11 protein-coding genes and 1 tRNA gene are annotated in these 12,894 nt (G+C 53.7%); 5 read left to right on the forward strand and 7 right to left on the reverse strand.

Going from position 1 to position 12,894, the window contains the following annotated elements; translation table 11 throughout:
• The first annotated feature begins 5 nt into the window (after positions 1-5).
• Positions 6-1,154, forward strand: a complete 1,149-nt coding sequence (locus GJT30_04545) for a sodium:proton antiporter (protein MSM38878.1) — start codon at positions 6-8, stop codon at positions 1,152-1,154.
• 173 nt (positions 1,155-1,327) lie between these two features.
• On the opposite strand, the gene GJT30_04550 is transcribed toward GJT30_04545, so the two are convergent.
• Complete coding sequence (locus tag GJT30_04550; GenBank protein MSM38879.1) at positions 1,328-1,789, reverse strand: universal stress protein; 462 nt, start codon at positions 1,787-1,789, stop codon at positions 1,328-1,330.
• A gap of 257 nt (positions 1,790-2,046) precedes the next feature.
• Between GJT30_04550 and GJT30_04555 the strand changes: the two genes are divergently transcribed.
• Genes GJT30_04555 through GJT30_04570 form a run of 4 tightly spaced genes read left to right on the forward strand, consistent with a single transcriptional unit; the run spans position 2,047 to position 7,861 of the window.
• Entirely contained in the window at positions 2,047-4,461 is a 2,415-nt protein-coding gene (locus GJT30_04555) for a plasma-membrane proton-efflux P-type ATPase (GenBank protein MSM38880.1), read from the forward strand.
• A 49-nt stretch (positions 4,462-4,510) separates the two neighbouring features.
• The gene (locus tag GJT30_04560) at positions 4,511-5,527 is read left to right on the forward strand and encodes a DUF481 domain-containing protein (GenBank protein ID MSM38881.1); all 1,017 of its coding nucleotides are present in this window, start codon (positions 4,511-4,513) and stop codon (positions 5,525-5,527) included.
• 19 nt (positions 5,528-5,546) lie between these two features.
• On the forward strand, positions 5,547-7,475 hold the full coding sequence (gene trkD, locus GJT30_04565; GenBank protein MSM38882.1) for a potassium transporter Kup: 1,929 nt from the start codon (positions 5,547-5,549) through the stop codon (positions 7,473-7,475).
• A gap of 38 nt (positions 7,476-7,513) precedes the next feature.
• Positions 7,514-7,861: a hypothetical protein gene (locus GJT30_04570; protein MSM38883.1), complete on the forward strand. Its 348-nt coding sequence runs from the start codon at positions 7,514-7,516 to the stop codon at positions 7,859-7,861.
• A 312-nt stretch (positions 7,862-8,173) separates the two neighbouring features.
• Here the strand turns inward: GJT30_04570 and GJT30_04575 are convergent, their stop codons facing one another.
• From GJT30_04575 to GJT30_04600, 6 genes are all read right to left on the reverse strand, one after another.
• Positions 8,174-9,499: a type II toxin-antitoxin system HipA family toxin gene (locus tag GJT30_04575; protein MSM38884.1), complete on the reverse strand. Its 1,326-nt coding sequence runs from the start codon at positions 9,497-9,499 to the stop codon at positions 8,174-8,176.
• Complete coding sequence (locus GJT30_04580; protein MSM38885.1) at positions 9,499-9,750, reverse strand: helix-turn-helix domain-containing protein; 252 nt, start codon at positions 9,748-9,750, stop codon at positions 9,499-9,501. Before GJT30_04580 ends, GJT30_04575 begins: the two co-directional genes overlap by 1 nt.
• Positions 9,751-10,027: 277 nt before the next feature.
• A tRNA-Met gene (locus GJT30_04585) sits at positions 10,028-10,104 on the reverse strand.
• A 67-nt stretch (positions 10,105-10,171) separates the two neighbouring features.
• Positions 10,172-10,999, reverse strand: a complete 828-nt coding sequence (locus GJT30_04590; GenBank protein MSM38886.1) for an SPOR domain-containing protein — start codon at positions 10,997-10,999, stop codon at positions 10,172-10,174.
• A 13-nt stretch (positions 11,000-11,012) separates the two neighbouring features.
• On the reverse strand, positions 11,013-12,695 hold the full coding sequence (locus GJT30_04595) for an arginine--tRNA ligase (protein MSM38887.1): 1,683 nt from the start codon (positions 12,693-12,695) through the stop codon (positions 11,013-11,015).
• Positions 12,692-12,877, reverse strand: a complete 186-nt coding sequence (locus tag GJT30_04600; GenBank protein MSM38888.1) for a hypothetical protein — start codon at positions 12,875-12,877, stop codon at positions 12,692-12,694. The genes GJT30_04595 and GJT30_04600 overlap by 4 nt, the downstream gene beginning before the upstream one ends.
• Between the last annotated feature and the right edge of the window lie 17 nt (positions 12,878-12,894).

Genomic DNA, 12,894 nt, shown 5'->3' on the forward strand with positions numbered 1-12,894 from the left:
TCACAATGCATAAACGCATTAACATGTTACGAGAATTTTCCGTTCCGCTTATCAGCGGGATCATAGTTGCACTCGTCTGGTCGAACCTTTCTCCGGAGAGCTACTTCCACTTCAACCATGGTCCACTTATTGGACAATTGAGCTTTCACTTCCTGACAAACGACATCTTCATGGTGCTGTTTTTCGGCATTGCCGCTGCCGAAATCACCCAGAGCTGCCTGCCGGGCGGCGACCTCCACCCGCTGCACAAAGCCGTCAATCCGTTGCTGGCCACCATCGGAGGCGTGGTAGGCCCCGTATTGGTTTACATCGTTATCAATGAAGTTGTCGGCGATCCTTCATTGCGCAGGGGATGGGGAATCCCGACCGCCACGGACATCGCCCTGGCCTGGCTGGTGGCGCGAATCGTCTTCGGCAGCCGCCATCCGGCCATCTCATTCCTGCTCCTGCTGGCCATAGCCGATGATGCCATTGGTCTGGCCATCATAGCGCTGTTCTATCCCGATCCGGGTCAACCGACCCAGCCAATCTGGCTCATGTTGACGGTCGCCGGCATGGCCACCGCCTATCTGCTGCGACGTTTCAAGATACAAAATTACTGGCCATATCTCCTGGCCGGGGGCACCCTCAGCTGGGTGGGGCTGTTCAATGCCCATCTGCACCCTGCACTCTCATTTGTGTTTATAATACCGTTTTTCCCCCACCCGGAGAGAGAGACACGGCATATCTTCGAAGGGGACATCCATGAGCATTCCGTTATGCACCGCTTCGAACAAGACTGGAAAATTGTGGTCGATTTCGGTCTGTTCATGTTCGGACTTGCCAACGCGGGTGTGCAGTTCACCTCCATCGGCGATGCCACCTGGCTGGTGCTGGGTGCCTTAGTAATCGGCAAAACAGGAGGGATCTTTATCATGGGATGGCTTGGGCACCGCTTGGGCTATTCGTTGCCCAACAAGGTTAACAACAAAGAGCTGGCCCTTGTCGGGCTGATAGCGGGAATCGGACTGACTGTGGCCCTCTTTGTTGCCGGAGAGGCATTTCCTGAGCCAGTTACGCAGGGTGCCGCGAAAATGGGAGCGTTATTAAGTGCCGGTTGCTCCCTCATCGCCATAATTGCGGGGAAACTCCTGAAAGTCAGGCGCATTCAATAACGGTATCTCCCAGCAAACCAAACGTAACTGTGCAAAATACTGTACCGTTAGAGCAGAACATTTTCGGGAGGAAGGTCAATTAATACTAAAATGTCTCCACCTCCCTTCAAAAACGAGATATTAAATGGAGGCAGAGACATATTACAAACAAACCACATGCTCTCGACTGACAATTACCAATGAATCGGCTTTGGTTCTTTCTTAACTAGCAAGACGGAACATGGCATCTTCCGGATGATTTCCTCATTGCTGCGACCAAAAAGGAAGTGTTCAAGTCGCCATTCTTCGTGGGAAAGCATAATGAGAAGATCTATGTTCAGTTCTTTCACTGCTTTCAATATCTCCTCCGTAGGATTACCTTTCCTGATCAACTCTTTTACCGCAAGTCCCTCACTTCGTTCGTTTTTGAGTATCCGATCCAAGTCTTCTTTAGCTTTCCGCATCAATTCCTGATACTCTTTCTCCAGCGAAACGATTGGCAGGTTCCAACCCTCGAGACCGAACGGATTGTGAATTACGTGGATTATTGAAAGCTCTGCATTGAACTTGCGGGCGAGTGAAACCCCACAATGAACCGCTTCTTGGCAGTAAGTAGTCATTCTGCTTACAACTAATATACTCTTGAGATCTTCCATGATTTGCACCTCCAAGTATGTTACGAATTTGTCCGTCGTTCCACATATTTCCTAATACTATTATATCACCAATTCTGTTTTGATGAACAAGTGAGCCAAGGCGCTTGCGTCCAAGGCCGTAAGGGTTATTCTTGGAGCGGATTGACATGTTGCCGAAGTTGAACCCAGATGGTTCCTGAATCGGAGTGAGGAGGCCTGATATGAGCGAATATCAAGGGAACAGTGGGCATCTTCAGGAAAAACTACAGCAAGCGATTATGCCACGTGACGAACTCTTTGCCAGCCTTGGATCTTCGCCTGACGGGCTTTCGGAGAACGAAAATAACCGCCGCCTCCTTGAGTACGGTTACAACGAACTTCAGGAAGAACGTGTCTCGTCCATTCGAAAATTTCTTGCATCCTTTTGGGGCCCAATACCCTGGATGATTGAATCGGCGGCTCTTCTTTCGGCAATCGTTCGTCGCTGGGAAGATTTTGGAATTATCCTCGTACTCCTTCTGGTAAATTCCATTGTCAGTTTCTGGGAAGAACACCAGGCCGGAAATGCCATTGCTGCCCTTAAAGAGCAGCTTGCGCTCAAGGCAAAGGTGCGACGAGGCGGGGAATGGCAGATTGTGCCTTCCAGGGAACTGGTGCCTGGAGATGTAATCCGGCTCCGATTGGGGGATATCGTTCCCGCTGATGCCTATCTCATTGAGGGAGAGCCGCTCGAGATTGATCAATCAGCCTTGACTGGTGAATCGCTTCCGGTTGGCCGCGGTCAAGAGGAAAAGGTTTTCTCTGGGACTATCGTAAAACGGGGTGAGGGTAATGCCATTGTTGTTGCAACAGGAAGTGAAACAGTTTTTGGCAAGACTGCCCAACTTATTGATAAGGGCAGGTCGGTAAGCCATTTTCAGCGAGCCGTCCTGAAAATCGGGGATTACCTTATAGTTGTTGCCATTGCACTCGTAGCACTAATTCTTACCGTTGCCTTCTTCCGTGGGGACCCAATCGGTGTGTCCCTGCAGTTCGCATTAGTGCTGACCGTAGCTGCAATACCAGTGGCAATGCCAACGGTCCTTTCGGTGACCATGGCTGTCGGTGCACGATTACTTGCAAGTCGCCAAGCAATTGTCAGCAGGCTCGCCGCCATTGAGGAACTTGCAGGGATGGACATCCTCTGTTCCGACAAAACCGGCACATTGACCAAAAATGAGCTTGTTATTGGAGACCCGTATTGTTTCGAAGGAGTTGAGCCTGAATCGGTAATGCTGGCGGCAGCCTTGGCTTCCCGGAGTGAAGATTCCGATCCTATTGACCTTGCAGTTCTGAATGGACTGCCGGAAGTATCGACTCTAAAAAACTATCGGATGTCACGATATATCCCCTTTGATCCGGTCGGCAAAAGGACCGAGGCGGAGATGATAGATCCCGATGGAACAATCTTTCAGGTTTCCAAGGGTGCCCCGCAAGTGATAGTGGATCTTGTTGCCCCTGAATCAGCGGCCAGAAATCGGATAGACGCTGCGGTGGAGGTTTTTGCAAAACGTGGGTTCCGTTCTCTGGCGGTAGCCCGGAAAGAAAAAGGTGGGGAATGGTGTTTCCTGGGGATAATCCCTCTCTTTGATCCACCCCGGGATGATTCCCGGCAGACTATAGAAGCAGCTCGGCGAATGGGGACGAATGTGAAAATGGTGACTGGTGACCAGCTTGCCATTGCTCGTGAGGTATCCACGCAAGTCGGTCTTGGCAGCAGGATCCTTGATGCCACTATCTTTACGGGCAGCGATTATCGTGAGGCAACACGCCTCGCTGATATCATCGAGAATGCCGATGGGTTTGCACAAGTCTTCCCAGAGCATAAATTCCACATAGTGGAGGTACTGCAACAACAGGGGCACATCGTGGGGATGACTGGCGACGGTGTAAACGATGCACCAGCACTTAAAAAGGCCGATGTCGGCATTGCTGTATCCGGGGCAACCGATGCGGCACGAGCCGCAGCAGCCATAGTCCTCCTTTCTCCTGGACTCACAGTTATAATCGATGCAATCACTGAGAGCCGCAGGATTTTTCAAAGAATGACCAGCTACACCCTCTATAGGATCTCAGAGACGATTCGGGTACTCCTGTTCATAACCTTTTCGATTCTAGTCTTCAACTTTTACCCGGTAACGGCAGTCATGATTGTTCTCCTGGCCCTATTGAACGATGGAGCTATCCTTGCCATTGCCTTCGACCATGCGGAAACTTCTGATGCCCCGCAAAAATGGGATATGCCGGTTGTCCTTGGGGTTGCCACAGTGCTCGGTATCGTTGGGGTCATTGCTTCTTTCGGCCTTTTCTATCTTGCTGAGCAGCTTTCGCACCTTGGCCGTGATGTCATTCAGTCCATAATTTACTTAAAACTCTCGGTGTCGGGGCACCTCACCATATTCGCAGCTCGCACCAAAGGTCCATTTTGGAGTACTCGACCTGCTAAAGCGCTTGTAGTTGCAATCATTGGAACGCAACTTATTGCAACCACATTGGCAGTTTACGGAATCTTCATGGCCCCCATCGGTTGGTTCTGGGGGGGGACGGTCTGGCTCTATTCTCTCGCCTGGTTCTTGATCGAGGATCGGGCAAAACTGGCTGCATATCGCATTTTCAATAGAGAAATCCCTGGTCTTCTAGAGAAACACCCTTAAATTGTGAGACAATAAATACAGACAGCACGAGGCACTCATGGACATGCTTATGAAAGTTAATAGCTGTCGGCTAATTTATCTCAGCATTCTGTTATTAGTGTTTCCAGTCTGCTCAGCTGAAGCCGATGAGATCCGGATGAAAAACGGAGACCGTCTCACAGGCAAAATAGTGCGAATGGAGAAGGATTTACTCATCTTTAAGACAGTTTATGCAGATGAGAAGCTTAACATTGCCTGGAAAGAGGTTGACTGCATTAGCTCTGATCAAAGCTTGCCCGTCGAGTTCCAGAATAACGAATTTCTCATAGGGAAAATCAGCTGCGCGGAGAGGGGTAAAATCCAAGTTGAAAGCACTCTTTTGGGAAAGTCTTTACCGACTCCGCTAGATCAGTTGCTTGCTGTCAGCCCTTCAACCTATTCTGGGTTATTCAATCTTGGAGGCAGTCTCAATAGTGGCAATACAGACACCAAGGCACTGAACATCGCAACTCGTTTCCAGGTCAAGACGCATAAGCACCGCTTCACTGTGGATGCCAAGTATAATTACGGCGAGGCAAACGGGGAGATTACTTCACGCAATTCGTTGGGAAGTCTCAAGTACGACTTTTTTACCTTTGAAAAACTGTACACCTACGCACAATCACTCACTGAACAGGACTCTTTCGCCAACCTCAATCTTCGCAATACCGAAGGACTCGGCATTGGATATCAGTTTTTCGATACACGACAACTCAGTTTCTTTACTGAGACTGGAGTTTCCTACTTCAACGAGGATGTGAAAGTCGGCGAGGACAAACGTGACGCGGCAGGCCGCTGGGCCGCAGGTTTTGAATGGGAAGCTGTGCCTAAACGCCTCAAGTTATTTCATCGTCAAGAAGGTTATTTCAGTTTTAGCATTAACTCGGTAGTCCTGAGAACTGAACAAGGGTTCCGTCTGCCACTTATCGACAGCGTTGCCGCCAATTTTGAGGTCGATTATCGTTATAATAGCTTACCCGAGGCGGGGAAGAAGAATTCAGATCTGAATCTGATTTTCGGACTTACCTACGAGTACGCTTACTGGTAAACAGCTACGAGTCAATGCAATGAGAAAAGTCAAGCTCCGTTCCCCCATTTCTTCAGGCTCTGATACACCCAGGGAGGATACCAAAGACCAACGTTTGCCTTTTCTGGCACTTGCGTCGCTCGGGGTCGTGTATGGAGATATCGGCACAAGTCCCTTATATGCTCTCAGAGAGTGCTTTCATGGCAGTCATTCATTGCCTCCTACACCTGAGAACATTCTGGGGATACTCTCTCTGGTTTTCTGGTCACTCACTCTCGTAATCTCCATTAAATATCTGCTTTTCCTCATGCAGGCTGACAACCGCGGGGAAGGCGGGATACTTGCGCTTCTTGCACTTTTGACCCCGCGAAGCCAGTTATCACCAAAACAGCTGCGGTACATTCTCCCACTTGGACTTATTGGTGCGTCCCTTCTCTATGGCGACGGGGTGATTACACCCGCAATCTCAGTCTTAAGTGCCGTAGAAGGGCTCAAAATTGCTGCACCTGCGTTGGAGGGCTTTATAGTCCCAATAACAATCATTATTCTCATTACACTCTTCCTCTTTCAGCGGCGGGGAACCGCAGGTGTCGGGGTTGTGTTCGGTCCGGTAATGGTGCTCTGGTTTGCCACCATTGCGATTCTCGGGATTGGCGGCATCCTGAGGTCACCAAACGTTTTATTAGCAGTGAATCCATTGTATGGCGTGCTGTTTTTCAAAGAAAATGGTCTGTTCGCTTTTCAGGTACTTGGTTCGGTTTTCCTTGTGGTGACCGGTGGAGAAGCACTCTATGCCGATATGGGGCACTTTGGGCCGCGTCCGATCCGACTCATGTGGTTCACTTTTGTCCTTCCTGCCCTTCTCCTCAACTACTTTGGTCAAGGGGCCATCCTCCTTGTACGACCTGACGATGTAACGGAACCATTCTACCATTTGGCTCCTCAATGGGGGCTTTATCCAGTCGTGATACTCGCCACTATGGCGACGGTCATTGCATCCCAGGCAGTTATATCGGGGGCCTTTTCCCTGACCCGGCAGGCGATGCAGCTCGGGTACAGTCCAAGGTTCCGTCTGATTCAGACCTCATCGGAAGAAATCGGGCAGGTATATCTTCCCACAGTAAACACGGTACTCATGATTACCACTCTCATGCTTGTCGTAGGGTTCGGGTCGTCGGCAAATCTCGCGGGAGCCTACGGTGTTGCCGTGACCACAACCATGGTGATCACGACTATTCTTGCTTTTTTTCTCATGGTAAAGCAGTGGCATTGGCGACTTGCTTCAGCCTGCGCCCTCACCGGGCTTTTTCTTGTAATCGACCTCTCTTTTTTCAGTGCGAATCTTCTTAAAATTGTTCATGGTGGCTGGTTTCCCATCATTGCTGGTGTCGGCGTCTTTACTCTCATGACAACATGGCAACGGGGAAGAAATGTTCTCAACCAGAGATTACAGGGGGAGCGGGAGCCACTAGAAAATTTCCTCGCCACACTGGCAGAATCACCACCCCACCGTGTACCCGGAACGGCGGTTTTCATGACCGGGCGACCTGTCGGAACTCCCCCAATGCTCCAGCATCACCTTACTCATAACCAAGTACTGCATGAACAGGTAATTATCCTCACCGTCCTGACGGAGGAAGTTCCACGGGTTCCTGCAGCTGAGCGGTTGACAGAGATGGAAATGCAGATGGGTTTTACCAGGGTCATTGTTCGCTACGGTTTTATGCAGAGCCCCAATGTCCCTGTTGCATTACGACAGTGCGAATCGTTCATGCGCCCACTAGACCTGGATCGTGTCACCTACTACCTTGCCAGGGAGACTATTATTTCGACATCTTTGGAATCGGGAATGATGCGGTGGCAGGAGCATCTCTTTTCCTTCATGTCCCGGAACGCCTTAACTGCCACTTCATTCTTCAACATCCCCCCCGGACAGGTAGTAGAACTAGGTCAGCAGGTGGAAATATAAACCATGCATAAAGATAATGACGGAATGGCGATGCCCATCTGAAGAATTTCGGCGTGCTGTATGGGCGGCCCGGGCTGCCGGTCCGTTTGACACCGGTGTATGACATGGTGACAACGGTGGCGTACATCCCCAAGGACGTCCCAGCACTTTCCCTGGCAGGATCCAAGAAGTGGTGGTATCGGAAGGTCCTGGAGAAATTTGCGGTAGCGTACCTGGCACTGCCGATCGGAAAGATCGGTCAAATCTTCGAGGAGATTGCAGATGGAGTTAACGATACCCAGGGTATGTTGTCCGCTTACGTTGAGGAGCATCCGGAGTTCCGGGACGTGGGAAGCCGGATGTTGGCCGCCTGGAACGAAGGAGTGACGGATACCTTGTCTGCATGAGTGCAGCTCCAGAGGAAGGGTATTGTCGGATCCTTCAGGGTACACAATAGGGTACAATGGCAATAAAAAAAGGACTTGCCGGTTGCGCAAGTCCTTGATTTTGTTTGGTTGCGGGGAGAGGATTTGAACCTCTGACCTTCGGGTTATGAGTGGCGGCGGTCACTCATGAATTTCTCAATAAATTCGTTAACTTGCTGTCATTATTGAAATCAATTATCACCCATTTTGTGTACATGTCAACCATTTTAACCATGTTTTTCAGAAGATTGTGTACAGTATTTTGGGTAAAATGGCTTTCATTTTCTGACTACTTCAGGGATTTTTTGAGCGTCTCATACGATCCCGCGCATCACGCATTCCGTCGAAAACTGCCTCTCCCACCTCCGCAGGAAAGGATGCCGGCAACCGGCTTGAAACGTTAGCAATAACTTCGTCCATTCTCTCCAGCAGCTCGTCGATGACAGCGGCCATCTCCTCCACCGGGAAGCGGCAGCGGGCAGCCATGGACAGCCAATGCCGATGTAGGATTTTCTGCCATTGGTAATGGCTGCTCTTCCCCTTGACCGCCATCGCCATCTTCAGATTTTGCCGCTCCAGCTGCCGCTTTGCCAGTAACGGGTAGGCAGAGATGACGTCATAGGACGGCGTCAGACGATAATTGCCACCCGGCAGCAGGAAGACACTGAAGTTCTTCGCATGGCCGTCAATGGCCCCCATGAGCCAGAACAGTACCTGCAATGTCATGAACGTTTTCCGGTCGGTCAATCCTTCGGAGGAACCGAGCAGGAGCGTCATGATTCGTTCCATCCCTGGCCCGCCATCGCTTTCATACTTCAGCACCGGTGGTACACCAAGCGCCTGACACATGTCTTCCTGAGGGAGGCGAATCAGCCACGACCGGTCTTCGGCCCAGCGTCGGTCAAACCGTTCGACGACCAGGACCTTCACATTATCGAAGGTTCTGATCTCCGCATTTGCTACTGCCAGCCCGTATTCTTTCAGGATGAGATGGCAGAGCCATTCGTTTTCGACACTGTCGGACAGGTCCATGCCACTGTGAACGATCATGCCGATGGGAAGCTTAAAGATATGGCTGGTCGGTGTAGTCCCTACCGGGAGGCACCACTTGTCTTCATGGAGCAGAAAGGCGGTCTTTTCCTGTGCCCCGGCAATGGAGATGCGGAAATCCCGGTCTCTACCCATCCCGAGAGGCATGGTCTGGTAGTTGCGCAGAGTGTCGGCTATCTCAGCATCACTTAAAGGGACGGCTTCAACCCTTTGCACATCTACTGCTGTAATATCTTCGGGAAAGAGTTGCAGGGCACCGGCGCAATCCCGCCCCACATGCCATAGCAGGTCAAAGCATCGATTCGAGCCGGCGGCAAATCGTGCCTGAATCCGGTTTCTGATGGGCTGGCTGTCGGGTAGAAGGTTGTCGAAGTAACTTTCGACAACATCGCCGGCATATGTTTCAGGGGTAAGCGGCATGGAGAGTGATAACGGTCGGCGCAGCTCCGAATCTAGCCATTCTTGACCGTAGGTGAAAAGAAGCCGGCCGCTGGCACTGCGGGTCAGACAGCCCACTTTTCGGCCGTTCATATAAACATACAAGTCTGCCGACAGGCGGGGGCGTGCCATTACCAGGCATCTCCCTTGGCTTCGTTTGCCGGGTGTTGCCGCGGCTGGATTATCAGCTCCAGGTCAAGAGCGGCCAGTAGGCGAAAGAGGGTTCCCAGTTCCGTGCCCGGATTCCCTTTTTCCACGCGTGATATGGTTGGCTGGTCAATGCCGACAGACTTGCCGACTTCTGTCTGGCTTAGCTTCCTCTTTTTCCGCTCGGCGCGTAAGGCCACGCCAAGAGCATCCGGAGAGAGAATTTTCTGGGACATACGGTGCTCCTGCTGAACCATATTTATTGCCTAAAGATGATATTTGTATTTTATAGCCGAAAAGCAATAAATTTCAAATATTATTTATAAGGCATAAAAAAACCCAACAAAAAGTTAGGTTAAGTCAATGGGGTAAGGTCATTTTTCATGGCGCATTATGCCATTCGAGCCAATATTTTCAGCTAGTTTGGTATGTAAAAGTACCTTAAACTAGCGCCATTCGGTACAAACGCACAAAAAAAGGGACCTGCGAGTTGCGCAAGTCCCTGAAAATGTTTGGTTGCGGGGAGAGGATTTGAACCTCTGACCTTCGGGTTATGAGCCCGACGAGCTACCAGACTGCTCCACCCCGCGATGCAGACCAACTTATACCACGGTACTTCACCGGGAGTCAATGAAAATTATCCCGTATACACTCCTTCTATTCGGGAATGGGCACGGCGCCGCTTCCCAGCTTGGTTGCGAGTGCTTGAGCTTCCTGCTTTCGGAGGTGTTTACCCGCATTGACACGGTACCAGACGCCCTTTTCCGGCACCCGGACCTCGACGATATACGCTTCCTGACCCATGGCTGCCAGTCGCCCCCGGATCGTCTCGGCCTCCTTGCGCTCGCGATAGGAGGCAACCTGGACGGCATAGCGCTTCGTATCGCCGGTTGAAGCGGGCTTGGTTGCGGCAGTCTCCTGCTTGACCGGCATTGCAGGAGCCTTGACCGCTGGCGCAGGCGCCTTGGCTGCAGGAGCGGAGGCCTTGGGCTGGGGAACTACTACCTTTTCCGGTGCTGACTGCTGCGCCGGGGAAGACGGTGGGGCAGCGGGCTTCTGCGCAGCCTGGGGTGCGGAAGAACTGGCAGGAGGAGACGCCTGGGGAGCAGGCTTGACCGGAGGCGCCGCCGGTGGCTGCTCCGGATGCCTGGGGTTGATGCCGCTGCCGATAACCACGCCCCCCTGCCCTTTGGGAAGGGTTTCGTAGAAGGTGAGCGGCACCTCGCCACCCTTGGTCAGCGGTGCCGTTCCCAGCCGGGGGTCCGTGGCAGCGGCCGGTTTATCCGGCGCCCCGATCGCGGCTGCTGCGGCCTGCGCGGCTGCCTGCCGGCTGGCACGGTAGCTGTGGGCGAACCAGCCCGAGGCAACGCCGAGGACATAGGAGATCAGCACGGCAACCAGGATCACCAGGCCGAATATCCCGACCGGCTGGCGCTTCGGCTTGTTCTTTGTGACAGGTTTTCGTTCGCGGTAATCGAGTACCATGACGGCTTGCTTCCTACATCCGCTCGGGGGCGGAAACCCCCAAGAGCCCGAGGGCGTTCTTCAGGGTAGTGGCGATGCACTTGAGCAAAAAGAGCCGGGCAGTGGTCTGCTCCAGGTCTTCGGTGACGACGCGGTTGCGGTTGTAGTAACTGTGGAACTGGCCTGCCAGCTCCAGGAGGTAATAGACGATCCGGTGCGGCTCGAAGGCCTGGGCGCTCCCTTCCACCACCTCGGGGAAGGAGGCCAGGGTGCGGATGACCGCCGCCTCTTCCTCACCGTCGAGCCGGTGTAGCGGGCAGGCGGCGAAATCGGGCACAATCCCCTTCTGGGCAGCCATGTCGAAGATGCTGCAGATCCGCGCATGGGCGTACTGGACATAATAGACCGGGTTGTCGTTGCTCTGCTCCTTGGCCAGGTCGATATCGAAGACCAGCTGGGCGTCCGGCTTGCGCATGACAAAGAAGAAGCGGGTGGCGTCGCGCCCCACCTCGTCGATCAGGTCCCGCAGGGTGACATAGGTGCCGGCGCGCTTGGAGATCTTGACCTCCTCGCCCCCCCGCATGACCGTGACCATCTGGTGCAGCACATATTCCGGCCACCCCTGGGGGATGCCGACGCCGAGCGCCTGCAGGCCGGCCCGGACCCTGGTGATGGTGCTGTGGTGGTCGGCCCCCTGCTCGTTGATGACCCGTGAAAAGCCGCGCTCCCACTTTGCCAGGTGATAGGCGACATCGGGGACAAAATAGGTGTAGCCGCCGTCGCTCTTCTGCATCACCCGGTCCTTGTCGTCGCCGAACTCGGTGGTGCGGAGCCAGAGGGCGCCGTCCTGCTCGTAGGTGTAGCCGCTCTCTTTGAGCCGCCGCACCGTGTCGTCCACCCGGCCGTCGGCATAGAGGCTCGACTCCAGGTAATAGACGTCGAAACCGACGTCGAAGGCGGTGAGATCCAGGTCCTGCTCGCGGCGCAGATAGGCGACGGCGAAGCGGAGGATGGCATCCAGGTCGTGGGGGTCGCCGGTGGCAATGACGTGCTGGTCGCCCGCCTCCACGGTCTCACCAGCCAGGTAGCTGCGGGCCACGTCCCTGATATAGTCGCCCTGGTAGCCGTCGGCGGGCCAGCGCGGGTCGTCCGCCTCGATCCCGAGGCAGCGCGCCTGTACCGACAGCGCCAGGTTGGCGATCTGCTGGCCGGCATCGTTGTAGTAGAATTCGCGGGTCACGTCCCAGCCGGTGGCGGCGAGGAGCCGGCAGATAGTGTCGCCGGTGGCGGCGCCGCGGCCGTGGCCGATATGGAGCGGCCCGGTGGGGTTGGCGCTGACGAACTCCACCTGGACCTTTGCCCCGTTGCCGATGCTGCTTTTGCCATAGCCGTCGCCGGCCTGCTCGATCTCCAGCAGGGTCTGCTGCCAGGCAGCCGGGGTGATGAAGAAGTTGATGAAGCCGGGGCCGGCAACCTCCACCCTGGCGATGATATCCGTGCGTGCAGACAGTTTTCCCACCAGGACGTCGGCAATGGCACGGGGCGCCTTCCGCTCCGGCTTTGCCAGCTGCATCGCCAGGTTGGTGGCGAAATCGCCATGCTCGGCATGGGCGGGCCGTTCCACCGCAAAGGAGGGATACGCTCCCGAGGTCAGCAACCCTTCTGCATGGCATTCGGCGAGGGCCGCGACAATCACCTCATGGACTCTTCCCTTCATGAACCCCGTACCTCCTCCTGCTTTTCCTGTTGATCCTGCGCCGGCTCCTGCGGTTCCTTGATCGATACGTCCCGCGAATAGTCGGGACAGCGGGCGCCGCCGTCCTGGACGCAGAACCGCTTGGCGCAGTTTACGCGCCAGGCGCAGATCGCGCAGGACTGTCTTTTTCCGTCAATGGTCATGGTGACTCCGTATGAAA

Origin of the sequence: Geobacter sp., assembly GCA_009684525.1 — a bacterium.
Classification (GTDB): domain Bacteria; phylum Desulfobacterota; class Desulfuromonadia; order Geobacterales; family DSM-12255; genus Geoanaerobacter.